This is a genomic window from Halorubrum tibetense, from assembly GCF_055396225.1.
This window is the reverse complement of sequence record NZ_AP043742.1, coordinates 2,241,214-2,264,715: the sequence shown is the minus strand read 5'-3', so window position 1 is coordinate 2,264,715 and position 23,502 is coordinate 2,241,214. Positions and strand designations below refer to the sequence as shown.

General features: G+C 68.0%; 22 protein-coding genes. 13 read left to right on the top strand and 9 right to left on the bottom strand.

Annotated elements, in window-relative coordinates; translation table 11 throughout:
- Positions 1-30 precede the first annotated feature (30 nt).
- Genes ACZ5TV_RS11305 through ACZ5TV_RS11285 form a run of 5 tightly spaced genes read left to right on the top strand, consistent with a single transcriptional unit; the run spans position 31 to position 4,977 of the window.
- A complete protein-coding gene (locus tag ACZ5TV_RS11305) occupies positions 31-957 on the top strand; it encodes a branched-chain amino acid ABC transporter permease (protein WP_379779694.1) in 927 nt (308 codons plus the stop codon).
- A 37-nt stretch (positions 958-994) separates the two neighbouring features.
- Positions 995-2,284, top strand: a complete 1,290-nt coding sequence (locus ACZ5TV_RS11300) for a branched-chain amino acid ABC transporter permease (protein WP_379779706.1) — start codon at positions 995-997, stop codon at positions 2,282-2,284.
- Positions 2,277-3,215, top strand: coding sequence for an ABC transporter ATP-binding protein (locus tag ACZ5TV_RS11295; protein ID WP_379779692.1), 939 nt, complete (start codon positions 2,277-2,279; stop codon positions 3,213-3,215). Before ACZ5TV_RS11300 ends, ACZ5TV_RS11295 begins: the two co-directional genes overlap by 8 nt.
- The gene (locus ACZ5TV_RS11290; RefSeq protein ID WP_379779690.1) at positions 3,212-4,045 is read left to right on the top strand and encodes an ABC transporter ATP-binding protein; all 834 of its coding nucleotides are present in this window, start codon (positions 3,212-3,214) and stop codon (positions 4,043-4,045) included. Before ACZ5TV_RS11295 ends, ACZ5TV_RS11290 begins: the two co-directional genes overlap by 4 nt.
- Entirely contained in the window at positions 4,042-4,977 is a 936-nt protein-coding gene (locus ACZ5TV_RS11285; RefSeq protein ID WP_379779688.1) for a DMT family transporter, read from the top strand. The genes ACZ5TV_RS11290 and ACZ5TV_RS11285 overlap by 4 nt, the downstream gene beginning before the upstream one ends.
- A 76-nt stretch (positions 4,978-5,053) precedes the next feature.
- Here ACZ5TV_RS11285 and ACZ5TV_RS11280 read toward each other — a convergent pair whose 3' ends face one another.
- Entirely contained in the window at positions 5,054-5,851 is a 798-nt protein-coding gene (locus ACZ5TV_RS11280; RefSeq protein ID WP_379779686.1) for an RIO1 family regulatory kinase/ATPase domain-containing protein, read from the bottom strand.
- 159 nt (positions 5,852-6,010) lie between these two features.
- Here ACZ5TV_RS11280 and ACZ5TV_RS11275 point away from each other — a divergent pair, with 159 nt between their 5' ends.
- On the top strand, positions 6,011-7,159 hold the full coding sequence (locus ACZ5TV_RS11275) for an acyl-CoA dehydrogenase family protein (protein ID WP_379779684.1): 1,149 nt from the start codon (positions 6,011-6,013) through the stop codon (positions 7,157-7,159).
- Positions 7,160-7,228: 69 nt separating this feature from the next.
- Here ACZ5TV_RS11275 and ACZ5TV_RS11270 read toward each other — a convergent pair whose 3' ends face one another.
- Positions 7,229-7,465 carry a hypothetical protein gene (locus ACZ5TV_RS11270; RefSeq protein ID WP_379779682.1) on the bottom strand — a complete coding sequence of 79 codons (237 nt, stop codon included), beginning with the start codon at positions 7,463-7,465 and terminating at the stop codon, positions 7,229-7,231.
- 246 nt (positions 7,466-7,711) lie between these two features.
- Between ACZ5TV_RS11270 and ACZ5TV_RS11265 the strand changes: the two genes are divergently transcribed.
- Positions 7,712-10,063, top strand: coding sequence for a 5'-nucleotidase C-terminal domain-containing protein (locus ACZ5TV_RS11265; RefSeq protein WP_379779680.1), 2,352 nt, complete (start codon positions 7,712-7,714; stop codon positions 10,061-10,063).
- A 45-nt stretch (positions 10,064-10,108) separates the two neighbouring features.
- Here ACZ5TV_RS11265 and ACZ5TV_RS11260 read toward each other — a convergent pair whose 3' ends face one another.
- Together ACZ5TV_RS11260 and ACZ5TV_RS11255 are read right to left on the bottom strand one after the other, a co-directional pair.
- Positions 10,109-10,702, bottom strand: a complete 594-nt coding sequence (locus ACZ5TV_RS11260; protein ID WP_379779678.1) for a hypothetical protein — start codon at positions 10,700-10,702, stop codon at positions 10,109-10,111.
- 98 nt (positions 10,703-10,800) lie between these two features.
- Positions 10,801-14,856 carry a glucodextranase DOMON-like domain-containing protein gene (locus tag ACZ5TV_RS11255; RefSeq protein WP_464383847.1) on the bottom strand — a complete coding sequence of 1,352 codons (4,056 nt, stop codon included), beginning with the start codon at positions 14,854-14,856 and terminating at the stop codon, positions 10,801-10,803.
- Positions 14,857-15,032: 176 nt separating this feature from the next.
- Here ACZ5TV_RS11255 and ACZ5TV_RS11250 point away from each other — a divergent pair, with 176 nt between their 5' ends.
- Both ACZ5TV_RS11250 and ACZ5TV_RS11245 read left to right on the top strand, forming a co-directional pair.
- Complete coding sequence (locus ACZ5TV_RS11250; RefSeq protein ID WP_464383846.1) at positions 15,033-15,554, top strand: halocyanin domain-containing protein; 522 nt, start codon at positions 15,033-15,035, stop codon at positions 15,552-15,554.
- A gap of 129 nt (positions 15,555-15,683) precedes the next feature.
- Entirely contained in the window at positions 15,684-16,637 is a 954-nt protein-coding gene (locus ACZ5TV_RS11245; RefSeq protein WP_379781785.1) for a ring-cleaving dioxygenase, read from the top strand.
- A gap of 58 nt (positions 16,638-16,695) precedes the next feature.
- Here ACZ5TV_RS11245 and ACZ5TV_RS11240 read toward each other — a convergent pair whose 3' ends face one another.
- On the bottom strand, positions 16,696-17,214 hold the full coding sequence (locus ACZ5TV_RS11240) for a hypothetical protein (RefSeq protein WP_379781783.1): 519 nt from the start codon (positions 17,212-17,214) through the stop codon (positions 16,696-16,698).
- A 218-nt stretch (positions 17,215-17,432) separates the two neighbouring features.
- Here ACZ5TV_RS11240 and ACZ5TV_RS11235 point away from each other — a divergent pair, with 218 nt between their 5' ends.
- The 3 genes from ACZ5TV_RS11235 to ACZ5TV_RS11225 all read left to right on the top strand — a co-directional run bounded on the left by ACZ5TV_RS11235 (position 17,433) and on the right by ACZ5TV_RS11225 (position 19,817).
- Positions 17,433-17,705 (top strand): cytochrome C oxidase subunit IV family protein, encoded by a 273-nt coding sequence (locus ACZ5TV_RS11235; protein ID WP_379781781.1) that lies wholly within the window; start codon positions 17,433-17,435, stop codon positions 17,703-17,705.
- A 79-nt stretch (positions 17,706-17,784) separates the two neighbouring features.
- Complete coding sequence (locus ACZ5TV_RS11230) at positions 17,785-18,534, top strand: GNAT family N-acetyltransferase (protein WP_379781779.1); 750 nt, start codon at positions 17,785-17,787, stop codon at positions 18,532-18,534.
- Positions 18,535-18,722: 188 nt separating this feature from the next.
- On the top strand, positions 18,723-19,817 hold the full coding sequence (locus ACZ5TV_RS11225; protein ID WP_379781789.1) for a putative sulfate/molybdate transporter: 1,095 nt from the start codon (positions 18,723-18,725) through the stop codon (positions 19,815-19,817).
- 510 nt (positions 19,818-20,327) lie between these two features.
- On the opposite strand, the gene ACZ5TV_RS11220 is transcribed toward ACZ5TV_RS11225, so the two are convergent.
- Both ACZ5TV_RS11220 and ACZ5TV_RS11215 read right to left on the bottom strand, forming a co-directional pair.
- On the bottom strand, positions 20,328-21,320 hold the full coding sequence (locus ACZ5TV_RS11220; protein ID WP_464383845.1) for an NAD-dependent epimerase/dehydratase family protein: 993 nt from the start codon (positions 21,318-21,320) through the stop codon (positions 20,328-20,330).
- Between the two features lie 121 nt (positions 21,321-21,441).
- On the bottom strand, positions 21,442-21,591 hold the full coding sequence (locus ACZ5TV_RS11215; RefSeq protein ID WP_379782193.1) for a hypothetical protein: 150 nt from the start codon (positions 21,589-21,591) through the stop codon (positions 21,442-21,444).
- 78 nt (positions 21,592-21,669) lie between these two features.
- Between ACZ5TV_RS11215 and ACZ5TV_RS11210 the strand changes: the two genes are divergently transcribed.
- Complete coding sequence (locus tag ACZ5TV_RS11210) at positions 21,670-22,272, top strand: DUF7575 domain-containing protein (protein ID WP_379782195.1); 603 nt, start codon at positions 21,670-21,672, stop codon at positions 22,270-22,272.
- Positions 22,273-22,352: 80 nt separating this feature from the next.
- Here ACZ5TV_RS11210 and ACZ5TV_RS11205 read toward each other — a convergent pair whose 3' ends face one another.
- Both ACZ5TV_RS11205 and ACZ5TV_RS11200 read right to left on the bottom strand, forming a co-directional pair.
- Positions 22,353-23,000 carry an alpha/beta hydrolase gene (locus ACZ5TV_RS11205; protein WP_379782197.1) on the bottom strand — a complete coding sequence of 216 codons (648 nt, stop codon included), beginning with the start codon at positions 22,998-23,000 and terminating at the stop codon, positions 22,353-22,355.
- Positions 23,001-23,059: 59 nt separating this feature from the next.
- Positions 23,060-23,491, bottom strand: coding sequence for an EamA family transporter (locus ACZ5TV_RS11200; RefSeq protein ID WP_379782199.1), 432 nt, complete (start codon positions 23,489-23,491; stop codon positions 23,060-23,062).
- Positions 23,492-23,502: the final 11 nt, after the last annotated feature.

Sequence of the window (23,502 nt, the reverse complement as noted above, 5' to 3'; positions counted from 1 at the left end):
CCACCCGACCATGTCGGTTATCGCCTGACCATGTCGGTACTCGAGTTCGCCGCCAACGGCGTCGTATACAGCAGCATCATCGTCCTCGCGAGCATCGGTCTCTCGCTGATCTACAGCATCGCGGGGTTCGCGAACTTCGCGCACGGCGACACGATGACCGTCGGCGCGTACGCGACCCTCGTCGCGTTCGGCCTCATCGGCGGCGTCGGGTTCACGGTGCTCGGGCTTCCCCTGGGCTTTTTCGCCGCGGTCGGGGTCGGGATCGTCGCGGCCGCGGCCGTCGCCGTCGTGACACAGCGGCTCGTGTACGACCCGCTCGACGTGGGATCGATCGGGCTGTTGATCACGTCGATCGGCGTCGCGTTCGTCTACCGAGCGCTGATCCAGATGGGGTTCGGCGCGGACGCGATCCGGTACGATATCGCGTCGTTGCGGCCGATCGAGGGGCTGCTCCCGTACGGGATCCGGATCACGTACCACGACCTGGCGACGGTCGTCTCGGCGGCCGTGCTCGTCGTCGGCTTACACGTCCTCCTCCAGCACACTGACCTCGGCCGGAAGATGCGAGCGATGGCCGATAACCCGGATCTGGCGCGTGTGAGCGGGATCCGGACGTACCGCGTGAAGCTGTGGTCGTGGATCATCGGTGCCGGGCTGGCCGGTGCGGGTGGCGCGTTCCTCGGGCTGTTCAACCAGCTGCTCCCGCGGATGGGGTTCAACCTCCTGTTGGTGGTGTTCGCCGCGGTGATCCTCGGCGGCATCGGCTCCGTCTACGGCGCGGTGCTCGGCGGCTTCCTCATCGGCATGGTCGTCGAGATGACGCCGCTGCTCTCGCGGGCCGGGATCCCGATCGGTATCGAGTACGCCGAGGCCGTCGCGTTCCTGATCATGGTCGTTATCCTGCTCGTGCGGCCGAACGGGATCGCCGGAGACAACGCCGACGGAGGGGGTGTCTGACGTGTCCCGACTCGACTTCCGGGCGTACGCGGACGAGATGACGGTTACCGAGACCGTCGTGACGGCGGTCGTCGGTTTCGTGGTGCTGTTGCTGTTCCTCGCGCTCGTGACGGCCCGGCTCGGTCCGTCGTACTTCCTGTTCCTGTTCGGGCTCGCGGGGATGTACGCGCTGTTGTCGCTCGGGCTGAACGCACAGTGGGGGTTCGGCGGGCTGATCAACTTCAGCGTCGCCGCGTTCTTCGGGATCGGTGCGTACGGCGCGGCGCTGATGACGGCGAGTAACTCCCCGATCGCGGGCGGGTTCAATCCGATCTTCGGGCTCGTCGTCGGGCTCGTCGTCGCCGCGGTCGTCGCGGTCGCGATCGGGATCCCGACGCTCCGTCTTCGGGCGGACTACCTCGCGATCGCGACGCTCGGACTGGCCGAGGTGATCCGGCTGTTCCTCCGGAACGAGCGGCAGTGGACCAACGGGAGCGCCGGGATCCGGGGAATTCCGAGCTTCTTCGAGGGATGGCCCGTACTCGGGACGTTCCCCGAGACGATGCCGGGCCTCGAGATCGTGATCGTCCCCGGGTCGCCGATCACGCTCGGAACGGGGTTCTGGCGGCAGCTGCTGAACGTGTCGCTGCTGCTCGCGTTCCTCGCGGTCGCGTTCTTCGTGCTCCGGCGCGCACAGCGCTCGCCGTGGGGGCGGGTGTTGCGAACGATACGGTCCGACGAGGACCTCGCGAAGGCGCTCGGGAAGAACACCTTCTCGTACAAGATGCAGACGTTCGTCCTCGGCAGCGTCGTCATGGCGCTGGCGGGGGTGTTCTACGCGCATCTCAACCTGTTCGTCAACCCCGGCGACCTCGACCCGATCACGACGTTCTACGTGTGGGTCGCCGTGATCCTCGGCGGGAGCGGGTCGAACCGCGGCGCGCTGCTCGGCGGGTTCGTCGTCGTCACCATCCGAGAGGGGTCCCGGTTCATCAACGACGTGGCCTGGGTACCGATCGACGGGGCACCCCTGCGGCTGCTGTTGATCGGCCTACTGATCGTTCTCGTGATGCGCTTCCGGCCACAGGGCGTCCTGCCGCCACAGCGCGAGCTGATCTGGCCCAGCGCGGTCGACGGGGCGGGCACGCCGAACCGACCGACGAGCGGCGTCCGCGAACGGAAGACCGACGCCGACCTCGGCGATGTCGACGATCTCGACGAGAACGGAACGGCCGAGGACGGAACAGTTGGCGATGGACCTGGCAACGACGGAACAACCGACGACATGGACGGAGCAGCCGACGACACCGATGGGGTCGGATCGAACGGAGGCGATAGGAATGAGTGACTCATCGAACGAACCGACGACGGAGCACGCGAGGGACGGACCGGACGCGACGAACACGGCGGGAGCGCGAGGCGCGGGCTCGTTGACGACGAGCGCTGCGGCCGGGTCGACAACACGGGAACCGGTCCCGGACGGCGGCCCGCAAGTCGGGGCCGTCGAGGGGAAACCCGACACGGTGCTCCGCGTCGACGACCTTCAGAAGTCGTTCGGGGGACTCACCGCGACGGACCACGCGACGTTCGAGGTCAAGCGCGGCACGATCACCGGGCTGATCGGGCCGAACGGCGCGGGGAAGTCGACGCTGTTCAACCTGATCTCCGGGTTCTACGAGCCCGACGGGGGAAGCGTCACCGTCAACGGGACCGACGTGACCGGGTTGGAGCCGTATCAGGTCGCCGACCACGGGCTGATCCGGACGTTCCAGACCCCGCGCAAGCTCGAGGGAATGACGGTCCGGGAGGCGATGCTGGTCGGCCCCCGGAACCAGCCGGGCGAGTCGTTCATCACGCTGTTCACGTCGCCGTCGACGGTCGCGGAGAGCGAGGCGGCGAACCTCGCCGAGGCCGAACGCATCCTCGAGGAGTTCGAGATCGACCATCTCGCGACCCAGCCCGCGACCGACATCTCCGGCGGACAGATGAAGCTCGTCGAGCTGGCCCGCGCGATGCTGGCCGACCCGGAGGTGCTGCTCTTGGACGAGCCGGTGGCGGGCGTGAACCCGACGCTCGCGAAGAAGCTGAAGACGCAGATCAGGCGGCTCCATCGGGAGGGGACGACGTTCGTGCTGATCGAACACGACATGGAGTTCGTGATGGACCTCGCCGACCCGATCATCGTGCTGGATCAGGGGAGCGTCCTGACGGAGGGGACCCCTGAAGGGGTTCGGAACGACGAGCGCGTCATCTCCGCGTATCTCGGAGGTGGGGTATGAGCGCGACGGACCCGTCTGCGTCCGACGAGGGCTCGACCACAGCGGACGATGCTCCGACCGCATCCGGCGGCGAGCCGGCCGTCGCGCGCGACGACACCACTCCCACGGACGCGAGCGACGCCGCGGACGCCGTGCTCGCCTTGTCCGGCGTCGACAGCGGCTACGGCGAGGTACAGGTGCTCGACGACCTCACGCTTCACCTCGACCCCGGCGAGATCGTCTGTCTCGTCGGGCCGAACGGCGCGGGGAAGTCGACGGTCCTCAAGACGGCGTTCGGGATGTTGACGCCGTGGGAGGGGACGGTCGAGTACCACGGCCGCGAGATCGGCGGAATGGCTCCCGAAGACATCGTCCGCGAGGGGATCGGCTACGTCCCGCAGACCGAGAACGTGTTCGGGTCGCTGACGATAGAGGAGAACCTCCGGATGGGCGGTGTCGCCCGTACCGGCGGGCTCGACGACGTGATCGACCGGCTGTACGACCGGTTCCCGATCATCGACGAGAAGCGCGACGCGAAGGCGCGGACCCTCTCGGGCGGGCAGCGTCAGGTGTTGGCGTTCGCCAGAGCGCTGGTGATGGAGCCGGACGTGCTCCTCATCGACGAGCCGTCCGCGGGGCTCGCACCCAACACCGCCGACGACGTGTTCGCAGATGTCCAAGCAGTCAACGAGATGGACACGGCGATCCTGATGGTCGAACAAAACGTCACGAAGGGACTGGGTATCTCGGACCGCGGCTACGTGCTCGACCAGGGAACCGTCCGGTTCGAGGGCACGCCGGAGGCGCTGTTGGACGACGACGAGGTCTCACAGCTATACCTCGGGGGATGACCGGCGGCCTCGGCCGATACGCGTTCGCGCTCGCCCCCCTCGTCGCTGCCGGGCTGTGGGGCGGGATGTACGTCGTCAGCAAGTGGGGGTTCACGCTGATCCCGCCGGTGACGCTGGGGTTCCTCCGTGTCGCGCTCGGCGCTACCGTCCTCTGGGCGGTCGTCGCCGGTCGCGGCGGGCAGCTCCCTCCTCGCGCGGACTGGCCCGGGTTCGTCGTTCTCGGCGGCTGGGTAACCCTGACGATCGTCACGCAGTTCGTCGGCACCGAGCTGACGAACGCGAGCCAGGGGTCGCTGTTGACCGTGTTGACTCCCGTCTTCACCGTCCTGTTGGGTGCCGCGGTGCTCGGCGAACGTGTCACCGCGACGAAAGCGGGCGGGATGGCCCTCGCGGCGGTCGGAACCGTCGTCGTCCTCGCCGGGCAGTACGACCCGAGCGGACTCGCCGCCGGCAACCTCGCCGGGGTAGCGTTGCTGCTCGTCGCCAGCGTCGCGTGGGCGGGATACACCGTCTGGGGAGTACCCGTCGTGGGACGCTACGGCGCGCTCGACGCGGCGACGTACTCCTCGCTGGCGAGCGTGCCGATGCTCGGCGTTCTCGCGGTCGCGGAGCTGTGGATACTCGACGTTTCGCCGACCGAGATCCCGATAACCGTCGGATCCGTCGGGACGGTCCTGTATCTGGGGGTGGCGGCGACGGCCGCCGCCTGGTATCTCTGGTACAAGGGGTTGGAGTACGTTCCGGCCGGAACCGTCGCCGTCTTCTTCTTCGCCCAGCCGGCGATCGGAGCGGCGCTCGGCGCGGCGCTGCTCGGCGAGCGGCTCGGGGCGGGGTTCCTGCTCGGCGGGACGCTCATGGCCGTCGGCATCTGGGCGGTGAGTCGAGAACGGGCGTCCTCCTCGGGCAGTTCCGTCGAGGCGAGCCCTGAGTGAGGGGCAACCGGCCCGGCCGACCGTGACCCGGCCGACCGATCAAACCCGGAGTGACGCGGGCGGTCGTCACGCTCCGTCACGCCACCCGCTTCTCGAGTTCCCCTTTCAGCCCGGCGGCGTCGAACTCGTGGTCGGGTCGGATCGCGACGAAATCGAGGAACCGGCGGGCTGCAAGCAACTCATCGGGCGAGTAGCTCGTCAACGCGGCGTCGACGACGGCGCTCGCGCCGATGAGCGGCTCCAGCGACGCTAAGGCGCTCGCGAGGTCGTACGACCGGGCGTCGGCTCGACCCGCCTCGCTCACGTTGGTCGCGTCGATCACGTACAGCTCGTCGTCGAGGACCAACACGTTCTCGGCGCGGAGGTCGCCGTGTGCGAGGCCGGCGTCGTGGATCCGGCGGAGGGTGGAGAACAGCTCGGGGGCGAGCTCGTGCTCCCGTTCGTGGTCGATCTCGTCGAGCGTCCGGAACTCCGGGAGGTACTCCAGCACGACGACGCCCAGGTCGCCGATCTCCAGCGCCTCGATCGGCTCCGGCGCGTTGACGCCGATCTCCCGGACCCGCTCGGTCGCCTCGAGCTCGTGGCGCGCCATCTCGTACGGGGTTCGGTAGCGCTCGAAGAACCCCTCCGTCCCGGCCGAGAACGCGCCGAGGTTCCGACCGGTCGTGAACAACGCGTGGACGAGCGTGTTCTGTCGCGTGATCACCTTCACGAACAGGTCGTCGTCGATCACCATCGGCGTCGACAGCCAGTTGTCGGCGTCGAGGAACTCGACGCGCACCGTCTCACGATCGTATCGCTCCGCCAGCTCCTGGACGACCCGTTCCAGCTCGGGCCACTCGACAGTGCCACGGACGAGTCGGCGGAGCTCCATACGACGGATCGACGCGGCGACGGCTGATAAAGGATCGCGACGCTCCCGCATTGCGGGACGGTAGACCGCTTGGCATTCTCGGCGGCCCGCCGTCCTCTGTGGCCCCGGTCCCTCACGGTCGTTCGCATCGTTTATACTCGGCCGCCGCAAGTCTTGCCTATGGACTTCGAGCTGCCCGCGGAACACCGCATGATCCGGGACACCGTCCGGGAGTTCTGCGAGGAGGAGATACGGCCGATCGCCCAGGAGATCGAGGACGAACACCGCTTCCCCGCGGAGGTGTTCGAGGCGCTCGCCGAGCTCGACATGATGGGGATCCCGGTGAGCGAGGCGTACGGCGGGCTCGGCGGCGACCAGCTCATGTACGCGCTGGTCACCGAGGAGATAGGGCGCGTCTCCGGCGGGATCGGGCTGTCGTACGCCGCCCACACCTCCCTCGGCGCGAAGCCGATCGAGGCGTTCGGCACGGACGCCCAGAAGGAGGAGTGGCTCCGCCCGCTCGCGACGGGCGAAGGGATCGGCGCGTGGGCGCTCACGGAGCCCGGCAGCGGTTCCGACGCCTCCGATATGGACACGATCGCCGAGTACGACGCCGACGCCGACGAGTACGTGTTGAACGGCACCAAGCAGTTCATCACCAACGCGAACGTGGCGAACTCGGTGCTGGTGAAGGCGGTCACCGACCCCGACGCAGGGTACGACGGGATCTCGACGTTCATCGTCGACCCGGAGCACGACGACGGGTTCGAGGTGACGACCGTCTGGGACAAGATGGGGCTCAACTGCTCGCCGACCTGTGAGATCGCCCTCGACGACGTGCGCCTCCCGGCCGACCGCCTGCTCGGAGAGGAGGGCGAAGGGTGGACACAGACGATGAAGACGCTCGACGGCGGCCGGATCTCCATCGCCGCACTGTCGACGGGGCTCGCACAGGGGGCGTACGAGGCCGCCAAGGAGTACGCCGGCGAGCGCGAGCAGTTCGGCAAGCCGATCGCGAAGTTCGACGCGATCCGCGACAAGGTCGTCCACATGCACCGGCAGACGGAGCGCGCCCGACTACTCACGCACAAGGCGGCGACGAAATACGACGCCGGCGAGGACGTCACTCGCGCGTCGTCGCTCGCGAAGCTCGACGCCAGCGAGGCCGCCCGCGAAGTGGCTGAGGAAGCCGTCCAGACGCTCGGCGGCTACGGCTACACTACCGACTTCGCGCCACAGCGCTTCTACCGGGACGCGAAGCTGATGGAGATCGGTGAAGGGACGAGCGAGATCCAACACGTCGTGCTCGGCCGCGAGCTCGGTTTATAAGGGTCCGCGTCGTCGGCCCGCATCGCCGCCGCGTGTGGTCGACCCGTGGCGGCTGAACCTCTCCGGTCGTCAGGCGTCCTCCTCGCCCAGTCCGGCCATCGGGGAGGCTCCGGCGACGATCACGCCGGCAGCGAGTATCGCCGCCGCGAGCGCGACGAAATCCGCGCTGGGCGAGTGTCCGGCGAGCCCGGCACCCACGTCGACGATGAACACGGTGATGAAGAAGCTGAGTATCCCGAACACCAGCATGAGAACGCTGGCGATGATACTACTGACGAGTCCGCCGAAGGAGTTGAGTACGCTCATTCAGTGATCGCTCCACCGACGTGTTCCCTCGGGGTCGTACTTATACCCCCGTCACGTCTTTCAGGTCGCCCCGAACGCGACGCTGACGGCCGAGAACGCGTGGGTGCCTCCGTACGGCATCCGATCTTGACATCCTCCCCGCGCTGAAGCGCGAGACTTTCTCCTCGATTCTCGCTAAATACCACCGTATACCCCACTATCCCGCCCGTACACCAGTATTTATATTAGATCGCTCTCGGTGAATACATGTCGTACATGTCCAACGAGCGACGGGACCGACAGTACTTGACTGGCGACGACAGACGACCAGCCAGATTCGACCGAACTGAATCGACGACGGACGGCGACTCAACGGACGACGACCCGACGAGCGGCCGGGCGTCCGGAACGGAGCGTTCCTCGACGAGGGTCGATACTCCCGAGACGACGGGAGTGACGCCGGCCTGTGGCTGCGGCCGCGATCACCGCACCGTAACGCGACGGACGGTGCTCGGCACCGCGGCGGCGGCCGTCACTGCGAGCGCGTTCAGCCTCCCGGCAGCGGCCGAGGAGGAGGACACGGTCACTATCGTTCACGATCTCCACTCGCACAGCGACATCGGCGAACCCGGCGAGCCGAACATCGCCCGTTACCAGACGGTGCTCCAAGAACAGCTCGGCGACCGTGACGACGTGCTGTTCATGGGGAGTGGCGACGAGCTCGGCTCCTCGCTCGTCTCGTTTTTCACCGAGGGCGAGCACAAAGTCGAGTTCATGAACGACATGAACATCGCCGTCGCCGGCGTCGGCAACCACGACTTCGACTACGGGATCGAGAGCGCACTCGACAAGTTCGAACAGAGCGAGTTCCCGTGGGTCACGTCGAACTTGAAGACGCCCGACGGCGAGCAGCTCCCGAACACCGAGGAGTACGTCGTCCGCGACATCGACGGGCTCCGGCTCGGCGTGTTCAACGTCGTCTTGGACGGGTTCCACAGCATCACGGACTATCCGGACGACTACATCCAGGAGGACCCCGTCGAGAAGGCCGAGGAGATGACGGCCCTGCTCCGCGAGGAGGAGGGATGTGATGTCGTCGTGCTCGCTTCCCACGTCCCACACGAGCGTCACTTCGAGATCGCCGAGACGGTCGACGGGCTCGACGCCATCTTCGGCTCGCACTCGCACGTCACGTTCGACGACGCGGAGATCCACGAGGACACGGTCATCAGCGAAATCGGGTACGCCTACTTCCACGTTGGGGTCATGACGCTCGACGCCTCGGGAGAGCTCGTCGACTGGCAGCGGATCGACCTCGTCGACGACGAGGGGGAACCGATGGATATCGACCCCGATCCGGAGTTCCTCGACCGGTTGGAAGCCCAGCTGGCGGAGATCGACGAGGAGGTTTCAGAGACCATCGGCGAGACGACGCTCGAGCTGAACGCTTCCGGTGCGGTCAACTACGGCCGCGAGAGCACGATGGGGAACCTCATCACGAACGCGATGCTCGACTTCTACGGCGACGCCGACGCCTCGTTCCAGAACTCCGGTGGGATCCGTACCAACGACACCTACGGGCCCGGCGAGCTCACGCTACAGGACATCCTGGAGATCAACCCGTTCGACAACGAGGTGATCCTCGCTGAAGTCTCAGGTGCACAGATCCGTCAGGTCCTCGAAGACCGGATCGACTACCTCGCTGGGGATGCCCCGTTCGGCGCACAGCAGGCGCAGCAGGTGGCGGGGATCCAGTACGAGTGGCGCGGCCACGAGGACGCCGAGGTGCTCAGCGTGTTCGTCGGCGGCGAGCCGCTTGATCCGGACGAGACGTACAGGATATCGACGACCGACTACTACGCTGGCGCGTTCGACCTCGAACGGGACGACTTCATCGCCGAGTCCGGGACACAGTACGGACCGGCGGTCGCCGAGTACATCAGTGCTCACGGGGAGGTGACGCCCGCGGTGGAGAACCGCATCCTCCGCGTCGACGAGCCGGTCGGTGAAGCCCACGAGGTCGACATCGACGGCGACACCGCCACGGTGCGGATCCCCCATCCGGGCGACGCGGCGGAGGCGATCACGGACGAGGAGCCGTACCGGGCCGTCACCCGGACCGGTGCGGAGGCGACCGCGACGGCCGTCGAGGCGACTGGCGACGCGATAGAAGTCCGGTTCGAGGCCAACGACCTCCGCGAGCTCGCCGCGATCGACGACCCGCACCTCCGGGTGTTCGGTGGGTTCGTCCCCGACGAAGACTACTACGGCTACGAGGGCGAAGACGGCGAGCAGCGGGCGCTTCCCGCCGCGGCGGCATACGACGCGTTCAAACTCCGGTCGGCGGTTCCGGCCGGGGCCCTCGACGCCCTCGACGTGGACGACGAGGACGAAACGAGTGACGACGAAGACGAAACGGCCGACGACGAGGACGAAACGACCGACGACGAGGACGAAACGACCGACGACGAGGACGAAACGGATCCGGATGATGAAGACGACCCGGACGTCGGGGACGACATCCCTGGATTCGGCCCGCTCGCAGCGCTGAGCGGTGTCGGCGGCGCAGCGTACATGTTGTCGAAGCGTGCCGGCGACGACGCGGACGACGAGGAGTAGCTGCCCGCGTCACCCCCGGGCGACCCGCTTTTCGCGGCGAACGATCTACGACGGCGGATCGATCACGTCGTCGTCGACCCGACGGAGGCTCTCGGCGAGCCGTGACCCTTCAGGGACCGCGTCGTGGAAGGCCGCGGAACCGAACGGAGCGTCGCCGTTGACGGAGAGGTACCCGAGCGTTTCTGGGTCGCCATCGAGGCCGGTGAGGAACGCGACGGTACGCTCGGTCGGCACCTCGCCCGCGGCCCCGGCGACGTCGACCGATCCGTAGAGGGTCCGGTTGGTCGCGACGTGGTACACGCAGGTCGGCGTCGGCGCGAACAACAGGAGGTACCGCGCGCCCGGTCCCGAACGACCCAGCTTCGGCTCAAGTCGGTGTGTCGAATCGGCGTGAAAGTACCGTTCCATCCGGCGGAACTGGCGGAGTACCTCGTTCGCGCCGGTCGCGCGCCGCACCGCGGAATCCGATTTGAGCTCGACGACGTGGTCGACGGGTTGGGGGGTCCGAAGCCGCACGTACACGTCGACGACTCCCTGCCGTCCCTCGGCGTCGTACGGCTCTTCCAGCCGAACGTCCGAGCGCTCGTGGGCGGTCTCGTAGTGGGCGAAGACCCGCGTCGCCAGCTCGTCCTCCCGCATGCCTCGGTGGAAGCGGCCGGCCCGGTTAAGTCCCGCCCACACAGACGGGTGCCGGCGTCACCGGGACGAGCCCCGACCCCACGGGACCGCGCGACCGGTTACTCCTCTTCCGTCCCGTTCGTGCGCTCGGCGAGCCGTTTCGCGGCGAGTGCGGCCCCCCCGACGCCGGCTGCACCGGCCGCGATCCCCATGCCGGGGATCCCGTCGTCCGCGTCGGGCCCTCCGTCGTCGTCGGGCGCGTCGGCGTCGGCGTCCTCGACGAGCTCGACGCCGTCGAGGTCCTCGCGGGCGAGGTCGCCGACCGTAACGTACGGGAGCACCGGCGGCCGGTCCGCGTCGTAGTCGGCGAGCAGCGCCGCGCGGTCGAGCCCCGCCGGCGTGATCGCGTCCATCACCTTCGGGTCGGGATCGGTGTCACTGCCGCCGCCGATCACGTGGTCGTCCGGCTCGGCCGCGACGGCGCGGAGCCCGCCCTCTCCGAAGCCGTCGAACGGGCAGACGACGGCGGCGAACGCGACCCCGCTGTCGCGGTCCCAGCCGATCGCCTCGCGCGGGACGTCGACGGCGATCGTGTCCCCGTCGCTCGACACGTCGACGTCGCGGGTGACCGCGTCGCCCGCGGCGTCCTCGACCCCCGCGCCGGTCTCCGGGTTGACGTTCACCCGGTAGTTGTACGGGGCCTCGAACGCGACGTTCGTTCCCGTGCGGCCCTCGGTCGTCGCCGGGTCGTCGGTGTCCGGGTCGACGACGTAGACCTGCGGGAGCTGGTGGCTGAACCCGGGGTCGAAATCCCACGGGTTCTCCAGAGGCTCCGCGAACGCGTACTCGAAGCGCACCCGGTCGCGGGACTCGTGGACCGTCAGCCCCGAGACGTCCCACGCGTCCTCGTAGTAGTCGTCCGCGAGCGGGGTCTCGTACGTCCCCGGACCGGGCGGGGCCCCGGTCGGCGCGTCGAACGCGGCGACCTCCTCGTACGGCGTAACGAGCGGGACGTACCCGATCTCCGCCGGCGTCCCGGCGTCGTACGCGAGCGCGTCCGCCCGGTCCTCGCCCGCGTCGACGACGAGGTCGACCACGTTCGGGTTCGCGTCGTCGTCGCGGCCGCCGCCGAACGCGTGGGAGTCGGCGTCGGCGTTCACGGGCGTGACGTTGCCCGGCCGGTCGGGGACCGACTCGACGCCGTCGGGCGCGTAGCCGAGCAGGAGCGGCGCGACGGCAGTCGCCTCGAGGTCGACGGGGAACTCTCCTTTCGGGACCGACGCGACCAGCTCGCCGGTTACCTCGTTGACCCGGACCGTCCCCTCGCTCACGACGGTCCCGGTCGCGTCCTCGACGCGGGCCCCGTGCTCCCCGTCGACGACGACACGGTGCGAGTGGGGTTCGGCGAGCCGCGCGTTGACGCCCGTCCGCGTTTCGGTCGTCGCCTCGGCCGGGTCGGTTCCGTCCTCGCGGAGGTACACCTGGAGGTTCTGGACGGAGAACCCGCCGTCGAGTCCCCATGGGTTCTCCATCGGGCCGTCGACGTCGGCACGGAACTGGATCGTGTCTGGCGTCTCGTGGATCGCGAACTCGGCGAGGTCGAACGCCCCATCGGCGTACGCGTCGTCGGTGGGGTAGGTGTACCCGCCCGACCCGTAGTCGGTGCCACTCTCGACGTCGAGATCCGCGACAGTCGACCCGACCTCCAGGAGGTCCGGGGTCTCCAGTATCGCCACCGTGTCGACAGCGACGGTTTGGGCGTCGGAGGGTGAGTCGAACGTCACGTCCTCGCCGGTGACGAGGTCGGTCCCGCCGACGCCCGGACGGAGGTACACGTCCGTCGCGCTCGACTCGAAGTTGATCGCGACGACGACGCGCTCGGGACCGTTCACGTCCTCCAGATCGCTCGCGTCGCGACCGAAGACGAGCACGTCGCCGCTGGGTGCGACGTGCCACGCACCAGAGAGGTCGGCGCGGGGTTTCAGCGCGTCCAGCTCGTGGTACGCGTCGATCAGCTCGCGGTAGAACGCGAGGTGGTCGGCGTCGTAGTCGGTCCAGTTCATGAACGCGCGCTGTTTCCCGTCCGGGTTGACATCGCCGTCGTCGCGGTGGTCGCCGGCCCCGCGATGGCGGTTCTCACCGAACTCGGAGATCGCGCGCTCCTGTCCGTAGTAGACGTGCGGGACGCCGGGGAGCGTCACCCCCGCGGCCCACGTCGCCCGCTGCGCCTTCCGCGGGTCCGCGCGGGTGCCGTCGAGCGCCTGATTCAGGGTTCGCTCCTCGTCGTGGTTCTCGATCGCGTTGAGGATCACGGAGTAGTCCGGGAACCCCTGTTCGGCGCGGGCCCGGACGGAGTCGAACAACACCTCGGGCTCCGTGTCGCCGCTGGCGACCCCGTGGGCCGGCACGGTGAACCCCTCCGTGTCGAAATGCATGTCGAACTCGTTCTCGGAGAAGGCGGGGTCGTTGGGGATCGCCTCGTCGAGCAGGAGGAACTCGCTGTCGTTCGCCCGACACACCTCCCGGACGTCCTTCCAGAAGCTGTGCGGGACCCCCCACGCGATGTCACACCGGAAGCCGTCGACGCCGATCTCGCCGGACCAGAAGTCGGCAACGGCGAGCATGTACTCGCGGAGCGCGACGTTGTCGAAGTTGAAGTTCGGGTGGAGTTGGAGGTTCCAGAAGCCGGTGACGAACGGCGCGGGCTCCAGCTGCTCGCCGTCGTGAACGCGGGGTGCGTCGATCCGGTCGAACCAGTCGAAGTACTGCGAGTGGCGGTCCCACGCCTCGACGATCGGCCAGAACTCCGGCTCGTCGGACTGCTCGGCGATCGTGTCCTGAAACTCCGACATCGTCCGCCCGCCGTGGTTGATCACGAGGTCGAGACACACCCGGATGTCGCGCTCGTGGCAGGCGTCGACGAACGTCTCGTACGCCGCAAGCGGGTCCGTCCCGTCCGGCGTCAGGTCGTCGGCGACGCCGAAGAAGTCGGTGATGTCGTAGCCGTGTGGACCGCCGCCGGGGAGCTCCCGTTCGGGGCTGACGGCGGGGTGGATCGGCGTGAGCCACACCACGTCGACGCCGAGCTCGTCGAGGTAGTCGACGCCGCGGGCGGCCCGGGCGTTCGCCGTGAGCGTGTCGTCCGCACCGTCGATGGCCGCGTCCCGGCTCTCGGTCACGGTCCCGTCGATCAGCGTGTCGAACGTCGTCTTCCCCCGCTGTCCCGCCCACGACCGAGTGAAGATCTGATACATCACGCCGTCGAGCAGCCACTCCGGCGGTCGGTTCGGGAACCGAACCTCGCCGTCCGGATGGAGCTCGATGACGTCCGCGACGCTGCGCCGATTCCCGTCGTGGACGGCGGCGTGTATCCGGGCCGACTCTCCCCCGAGATCCGCGAGGTCGACGGTCGCGGTCGTCCCGTCCACGTCGACGTCGGCGGTCGCGAGCGCGTCGCGGTCGTCGACGAGGACGCGCGCTTCGAGGTCGGCGGTCGAGGCCGGGGCATCGGGTGCGACCGCCGCGTTCGTCTCGATCGTGGCCGTCCCGTCCGCGACAGTCGCGTCGAGCGCTAACCGTGGCGGGCCGCCCGGGGCCGAATCGTCGTCCGGCAGCGCCTCGATCGGGAGCCGGTGGGTCCCGTCGGGCGCGTCGAGCTCGAGGACGTACCGACCGGGAACGTCGGCCTCGAACTCCGCGACGTTCTCGCGCCCCTCGTCGTAGCGGGGGCGGTCCTCGAACAGCGAGGTGGCGTAGGTGAGGTCGGCGTCGCTGTCCGCGGGGCGCTCGACGACCGACCAGTCGAACGCGTCGGCGTCGTAGTTCTCGGGGTCGTGGCCTGGCTCCGGGATCCCGGGCGCGAGGTTGTCGCGGTCGCCGATGAACTCGGGGCCGACCCACACGGTGTTCCAGAGGCGTTCGCCGACGGAGACGAACAGTGGCTGGCCCGGATGGTACGAGCCGGTCCCGGTCGGGGTCCGTTCCGCGAGGCGGTCCGCCGCGCTCCCGACCGGCCTCCCATCGCCCGCACCCCCTCCAGCCGCGCCCGCTCCCCTTCCCGGACCGAGCGCCGCGCCGAGGAGCCCCATCCCGGCGATCCCGCCCAACACGGACCGTCGGCGGAGGTCGTACCCGCTCCCGTTCGGATCGTGACCGCTGTCGTGTCTGTCAGGCATGTGTGTGATGGACTCGCGTCCCGTATTTCACGGTCGAACGGGATCGTTTTAACTCTTTATGAGATACTACAACACGTATTTTACTTCGCTTCGGTAGTGTGTTCTTCACGGATTTTTGCGATGGTTCCGTTCCGGAATCACGGGGTTTGTATGTCTTCGAACCGTACGGTAGTGTGATGTCACAAAGACTCTCCAGACGGCGGTACGTCGCCGGCACCGGCGCGGCACTGACTCTCGGCGCGCTCGCGGGGTGTGCCGACGAAGAGGAGCCGGAGGACCCGGACGACGGGGACGACGGCGCGGCCGACGACAACGGAGACGACGGCGCGGCGGACGTGCCGGACGCCATCGACGAGTACCTCGCCGACGCGCAGCTGTACGACGGTACCATCGAGGACCACACCGGTGAGGACGAGGTCGTCGTCGCGGTCGGCGGCGGCGACATCGGGTTCGCGTTCGACCCGCCGGCGATCCGTATCGACTCGGGGACGACCGTCCGCTGGGAGTGGACCGGCGAGGGCGGCGCGCACAACGTCCGGTCAGTCGAGGAGTCCAGCTCCGACTTCGACAGCGGCGACGAGGTCGACGACGCCGACGAGGTGTTCGAGCAATCCTTCGACGACGACGGGATCCAGCTGTACGAGTGTACGCCCCACGTCGCCAACGGGATGCTCGGCGCGATCGAGGTCGTCGACTGAGGAACACCGGCCGCTCGACCCGGCAGTCGTTCCTCGGACACGAAGCGGCCTCGACCCGGTAACACCGGCGTCAGCCGGTTCGGTTCCTGTTCGTGCGTGTACAAGTACCCGCGGCGCGTAGTCGGTGGTATGACCGACTCACTCGAAACGCCCGGGCTCCACCACGTGACCGCCATTGCGAGCGACCCGACCGCGAACCACGCGTTCTACACAGAAACGCTCGGGCTTCGACTCGTCAAACGGAGCGTGAACCAGGACGACGTCGGCGTGTATCACCTGTTTTACGCCGACGATGCCGGCAGCCCCGGCACCAGCATGACCTTCTTCCCCTACGTCGGTGCCCGATCCGGCCGCGTCGGCGCGGGACAGGCCTCGGCGGTTTCGTTCACGATCCCAGAGGATTCGGTCGATTACTGGACTGATCGCCTCGGCGAACAGGGACTCGATGTCGAGACGATCGACCGCTTCGGCGACACCGTCGTCGCGTTCGAGGACCCTGACGGCCTCCCGCTCGAGCTCGTGGCCCGGGCGGACGCTCCAGCTGGCGATCCTCCGGCCGGCCCCGTCCCCGAAACCCACGCGATCCGCGGGTTCTTCGCGATCGAGCTCTCGCTGTCGGACGCCGACGCGACCGTGGAGCTGCTGGAAGCGATGGGGTACACGGAGACCGAGCGGGACGAGGCCAGCCATCGACGGCGTTTCGAGACCCACGGCGATATCGGGTTCGTCGTCGACGTGGTGACCGATCCGGCGACGCCAGCTGGCAGCCCCGGCGCGGGCACCGTCCATCACGTCGCCTACCGCGTGACCGACGAGGAGCAAGACGCGTGGCGCGAGCTGGTACAGGAGCACGGGCTCCGGCCGAGCCAGGTCATCGACCGCAAGTGGTTCCGCTCCGTGTACGCCCGGACCCGCGGCGGCGTCCTCTTCGAGTTCGCCACGGCGGAGCCCGGCTACGACGTCGACGAACCCCGCGCCACCCTGGGCGAGTCGCTCGTGTTGCCCGAGTGGCTGGAGGGCCGACGCGAGGAGATCGAGGCGGGTCTACCGGACCTCTACTCGGCCACGCCCGCGGCGGAGTGAGGGAATCGACGGAACCGGAGGGACCGCTGCGAGTCGCTACCCCTCATCGATCCCCGGATCACCGGAGACAGGACCAGCGCACGTCGACGAGCTGGTCGCGCTCGCCGCTTATCGTCGGCCGTGCCAGGTGGTCGTTAGCGTCGACGCCCCGGTCCGCGAGGCCGACGAGGGCAGTCTCCAACGACCGGCCCGACCGCTCAACAGCGGACTCCCGGACGTAGGGAACGTCTAGCGGCTCGTCGGGATCGTTGACCAGTTCGATCCGGTCCGTCAGCTCGCTCCCGAACGCGTACGGGGGCTGGTGGAACGCCCAGCCGTTCACCCTGAGCAGCAGCCAGACGTCCCCGTTGATCGCGTGGTACTCGCCCTCAACGAGGGAGGGATCGTGAGCGACGATCCGGTTGAGGACGGTCGTTTTCGTCCGATACAGCGCGTCCTTCCGAGCCGAACTGACGTTGCTCCGCGTGACGTCTCCGCGGTCGTACGCGTCGCTCGCCTCGTCGGCGAGTCGTTTGGCGACCTTGTTGATGACGTACAGCGACTCGAGCAGGTCGTCGTCGGGTTCGAGCGGATCCACGGTGTATTCCCCGGTCGCGGACGCAGCCGTGACCGGTCGCCGGTCGGCGGGCCGCGCGGATAGGCGTTTCGTCCGGGCACCACGGCGACGCTGGCGGCGCGCGCTGTGCTGCTCTCCACCCTCGTTCGTCGCGTCCGATACGCCGCTCGTCCGGGTAGATACGTCTCCTCATCCGGATGGATACTTCTATAAGTGCCCGAACCAACTCCCACTCAACGATGGCGTCCGACCACCTCAAACTGTACACGGCGATCTACGTCGCCCTGTTGGTGCTGGCGGCCTCGAAGTTCATCTTCTTCGAGTTCGACCAGTTCTTCACCTACGGGCAAGCGTTCGCCGGGACGATGGTCGCCGCAGCGATCAAGTCCGTCCTCATCGTCGCGTACTTCCAGCACCTCCGGTGGGAGAACCGCTCGCTCACTTACCTGATGAGCCTCGCACTTGCGCTGGCCCTCTTGTTGATGGCTGCCGCGGCGTACTCCATCTCCTAACGCCTCCGGCAGTCCGCGTCCCGGTCCCGGCCTCGACCCCGGCGCGGAACTTTTTGTACTCGGGCGGGAACGTCGATACATGGACTTGCGAGCCGCGACCGCTGACGACGTCGAATCGATCCGCGATGTAGCACTGGCGTCGCTGACCGCCTCATACGGCCACGCCGTCGACGAGGGCGTGTTGGCGGGGGCCGTCGAGAACTGGTACGGCGCGGCCGATGTCGGCGACGACATCGCCGATCCGGACACCGTCTGTCCGGTGGCGGTCGTCGACGGCGGGGTCGTCGCGTTCGCGGAGAGCTACGTGGTGGACCGCCGCGAGCGGGTCGGCGAGATCGACTGGCTCCACGTCCATCCCGACCACCGCGACTCGGGGATCGGCTCCGCCCTGCTCGAACGCGTCGAGGCCGAGCTCCGCGAGCGCGACGTCGACAGCATCGAGGGGAAAGTGCTCGTCGACAACGAGGCCGGAACCGCCTTCTACGAGCGCGAGGGGTACGACCGCTCCGGCGAGCGCGTCGTCGACATCGGCGAGGAGTCCTTCGAGGAGCGGCTCTACCGCAAGCGGATCGGGCAGACCGGGAGCGTCCGCGAGGCGATCTACGAGACGGGCGACGGCGACACCGTCTACGTCGCCTACGACGAGAGCGAGCGCGGGTCTGACGCCCCGTTCTACGCCGCATACGCCGACGAGAGCCACGAAGACCGGTACGGCTACTTCTGTGGCAACTGCGAGAGCGCCGATGTCGCGATCGACACGATGGACGCCGTCGAGTGTCTGAGCTGCGAGAACCGCCGGAAACCGTCGCGGTGGGACGCGGCGTACTGAGCGTGAGCGCGGGGGCCAGGTCCCGAGGCCGGCATCCAGCGGATCGGTTCTAAGCGCGTACCGCCGCCGAGATCGGCGAGACTATCACTGATGGTGTAACCGATAGTAGTCTCGCATCGCACGTATTCAAAGTGAATCTAGGCACTCATACGACTTTTCAATCTTGGGTATAAACGAGTACTGTGGGGATCTCAGTCGAATCCCGAAGCGGAACGGTCCTCACCATTGGCTGGAACGAGGTGACCGGCGCGATAGGGGATTCAGTTACGGTTCTTCCACTCATCGTGGCGATAGCAGCGTTGACCGAACTCTCGCTAGCTGTGATGCTCATTTGGTTCGGAATCTGTCAGATCATCTGGGGACTCTACTACGGTGTGCCGATCTCGGTCGAGCCAATGAAGGCGTTGGCGGCACTCATTATCGCTGGAGCGATTTCCACCGGGGAACTACTCGTCGCTGGCCTTCTGCTTGGACTGATACTGCTCGTCGCTGGCTATACTGGAGCTCTCGAGCGTCTGGGTGACGCGATCGGTTCGCCAGTTGTTCGCGGGGTCCAACTCGGTGTCGCGTTGGTGTTACTGGAAACAGGGGTTCAGCTCGGGTTCGCCGACCCCCGGCTGGCGGTACTCGCCGCGCTGATCGCACTCGGGGTGATTGGACTCGGCTATTGGAATCTGAGCCCGGTGGTGGTCCTCTTGATCGGGGGCGGGATCGCGACGTTCCGGACCGGCCTCCCATCACCGAGACTTCCGACGACCGACGGCATGTTACTCTTTGGCTGGACGGACCTGACGTTCGCCACGGCGGAGGCCGCCGTTGCGCAACTGGCAATGACGCTGGGAAACGCGGCGCTAGCAACGTCGGTGTTGCTCTCGGATTACTTCAAGCGCGACATCTCCGCTGACGAACTCTCGACGAGTATGGGTGTGATGAATCTGTCAGCGATTCCGTTCGGCGCGTTCCCGATGTGTCATGGAAGCGGCGGGGTCGCTGGAAAGTATGCCTTCGGTGCTCGGACGGCCGGGGCAAACGTCATTCTCGGGGTGGGCTACGTGACTGCGGCGGTGCTCGGTGTCGGCCTCGTCGCTGCCTATCCGCTCGCCATGCTGGGGGTGATCCTCGTCGTAATCGCGGTTCAGCTGGGCCGAACGAGTCTCGATCAGACTGATGAGTACGTCTTCGTGATCACTGTCGGGGTAGTTGGCCTGCTGTTCGATCTGGGTGTCGCGTTCGTGGCTGGGCTGATCGGGTATCACGTTTTACAGCGGCGAAAACACACTTGACCGGCGCTCATTGGCAGGATCTCCCGCCCAGTTACTGGAGCGGATCAGTGACTCACGGGCACTGATCGGAATCCACTGCTCACCACGTGTCGTACTCGTCTCCCTACACAACACGACGTGTGAACCCGCCCTCCGTTTCGGCGTCTCAACAGCGCCGGCCACTTATATACGATCGAGCGGGTTCGCTGTCAGCTGGAACCTGCCGCTGTGGAACGGGTCGCGTCCGACGCGTCGTTCCGGTCGCTCGGGGACCGTCCCGCAACCGAACCTCATGCCTCCCCAGCCTCGCAGCGGTCGCTTATAAGCGACCGCTGCATCCCTCGCGCGTGCGACTCGCGCCCTATCAGGGCGCTCGTAGGCACGCGCCGACCGCACCGAGCACGCATATATGTATATGAATATACTATATAAACCTGAGACCGGGATCCGCAGGACCCGAACCCGGATCCACGGCCTCGAATTCGGTCGAGGGAATTAAAATCGATCGGAGGGTTACATTCGATCGGGGATTTATAAGGTGTCCTTCACGCCGAGCACGCGCTCCTCGGCGTCGCGTCCGGGGTCCCACTCGCTCCCGTCGCGGTCGGACTCCCTGTGTTCGGCGACGGTTCGCGCCATCGCCTCGTCGACGGGGGTCGACTCCCAGCCGAGGTCGGCGAGCGCACAGGTGTCGAGCAGGTGCGGGTACTCGCGGTACAACACGAAGTCGTCGGGCGCGAGGTCCCCGGCGGCGAGCGCGTCCTCGCTGGCGGGGACGGCCGTCACCTCGGTGCCGGCGGCGTCGGCGATCGTTTCGAGCGTCTCTTCCAAGGTGAGCGCCCGCCGATCGCCGACGTTGTAGGCGGCCCCCGGCTCGCCGCGCTCGGCGACGATCCGGAGGGCGCTCGCCACGTCCTCGACGTACGCCCGGTGCCAGAGGTTCTGCCCGTCGCCGGGGACCACGACCCGGTCGTGGGTGAGCACGCGGTCGATCCAGTAGTCGAGCCGCTCCGTGTAGTCGTACGGGCCGTAGACGATACACGGGCGGACGGCAGCCGCGTTCACGCCGGCCTCCGCGGCGGCGAACACTTCCCGATCCCCCTCGGCCTTCCGGTTCCCGTAGGTGGCGTGGTCGTCGTCGACCGCCTGCTCCGGCGTACACGGCTCCAGCGGGGTGACGCCCTCGCGTTTGGGGACGTGTTCGGCCGCGTACGACGACCCAGACGAGATGTACACGTAGCCATCGACGTCCGCGAACACGTCGGTCGCGGTCGCGACGTCCGCCGGCTGGTAGGCCACGCAGTCGATCACGATGTCCGGCTCCGCGGCGAGCCGGGCGGTTTCGAGGTCCCGCTCGTTCTTCCGGTCGCCCTCGACGTGGGTCACGCGGTCGTCGTCCGCGAACGGGTCCTCGTGGTTCCCGCGGTTCAGCATCGTCACCTCGTAGCCGTTCGCCAGCAGGTCGGCGACGGTGTGTCGTCCGATGAATCGCGTTCCGCCGATAACGAGCGCCGTGTCTGTCATATCAGATGTCCGGGGAGCAGGGAGGAAAACGTGATCGAACCGGAACCGAGCTCCGCGATCGGGACCCGCGACCGACGCTCGCAGGGAGCGAGTCCACCCGGGTGCGATCGCGACGGCGGCGTTACTCCGCCTCCCGTCGCGACTCGGGGCCCTCCCCGCGCCACCGCCGGTAGAGGAGGTAAGCGATCGCGAACGGGAGGGTCCAGACGGCGACGCCGATGAACCCGTACCAGAGCCCCGTGGCGAGGTCGCCGGCCGCGATACCGAGCATAGTCTCACGGTCGGCGTTTCGGGGACATAAACGCTCCGAGGGACAACTACTCAGTCCCGGGGTTCGTACCCACCGGGCATGAGCGATCTCACCCGACGGCGACCCTGGCTCGCCGTCCTGTTGGCGGTCCTCGTCTCCGGGCTCGGCCACGCCTACTTACGCCGGTGGGGGCGGGCGTTCGGCTGGTACGTGGCGATCACGGCGACGCTCGTCCTCCTCGTCCCGGACGCCGCGATGGAGCAGCTGTTCGCGCGGGAGATCCCCCCGATAGCCGACGTCGCACCCGCGCTCGTGGTCGTCGTCGCCAGCATCCTCGACGCCTACCTCGTCGCGGTCCGCAACAACCGCGAGTACGAGCGACAGCGACGTACGGGGGTGACCGCGGAGGCGAACCGCGAGTCCGACCGACCCGAAGCCGGCGGAACCGGCCGGGCCGGACGCGGTTCGTCGTCCCGTGACGGCTCGACCGGAATCTCGTCGGCTACGGACCCACCAGCAACGGGCCCGCACGTGACGGAGTCTACCCCAGCGGATGCCACCGCGGCGGGTCCGGCCACGGAAGCCGACGACGCACCCCCGACGATCGACTGTCCGCACTGCGGGCGGGAGACGGACGCGGAGATCGACTTCTGTCACTGGTGTACGGAGCCGCTCTCGGCCGACGGCGACGCGGCGGAGTAGCACGGCTCCCGTCGCCGGGCCGTGTCGCGGGGGGAATGGGACTCCGCCGCCGGCATCGTCGATCGCTCCGGTTCCCCGACTCAGTAGTGCTCCTCGACGAACGCGACCACGTCGGCCAGCTCCGCGTCGCCGATGCCGTGGCCGACCGGGTACGTCTCGTAGGTGACCGCCGCACCCACCTCGCGGAGGCGGTCAGCCGCGGACGACGCGCGCGACTCGGGGATCACGCGGTCCCCGGTGCCCGCGCCGATGAACACCGGCTCCTCCGCGATCCCCTCGGGATCGTGATCGGCGTGCGTGTCGGCGAGGTAGCCGTGTAACGCCACCACCCACGCGTAGCGGTCGGGCGCGTCCAGCAACAGCGAGAGGCTCGTGATCGCGCCCTGGCTGAACCCGAGCAACCCGATCCGGCCGGGGTCGATCCCGTAGGCGTCGACCGCGGCGTCGACGCTCTCCGCCACCAGGTCGAGCGCCCGCGTGAAGTCGGCCGTGTGGGGTTGGCTCTGATGGAGTCCGCCGCCGGAGAGGTCGAGCTCGTACCAGGTGTAGCCGCCCTGAAGCGGGTCCGGTGCGCGGAGGCTGACGACGTGGAGGTCGTCGGGGAGCGCCTCGGCGACCGGTAACAGGTCACGCTCGTCCGCCCCACGGCCGTGTAACACGAAGACGGCGGGGGCGTTCTCGGGGTCGTCGGGCGCGACGTGGACGTGTTCGAGAGGGAGCTCGCTCATACCCGTCCGTTCGACGGCTCCCGAGTTGTATCCGTCGGCCGCGGCAGCGACCCGCTCGGTCAGGCCCCCGAAACGAGGTACACCGCTAGCGCGGCGAAGACGATCCCCAGCGCCTTCCGGGCCGTGAACGACTCGCCCAACACGAGGAATCCGATCACCGAGGAGAACACGAGGAACATCGCGAAGATGGGCGTGACCACGCTCACCGGCCCGAGTGCCAGCGATCGGTACAGCGCGAGGATCCCGATCCCGAGGAAGACGCCCGCCGCGAGCACGTGGAGCAGCTTCGGCGACGAGAGATGTGTCGTGAACCCCTGATCCGTGTACCACAGCACGCCGAGCGCCATTCCAACGAGCAGCGTGTTGGAGACGACGACCGCGACGTCGCTCGGGACCGCGTTCGGGCCGGTCGTCGCGACGCGCATCAGAGGGGAGACGAGCGCGTACGCCCCCATCGCGAGGAGGGCGTACGGGAGATAGGTGGCGTCCATGTCCCCGAGTC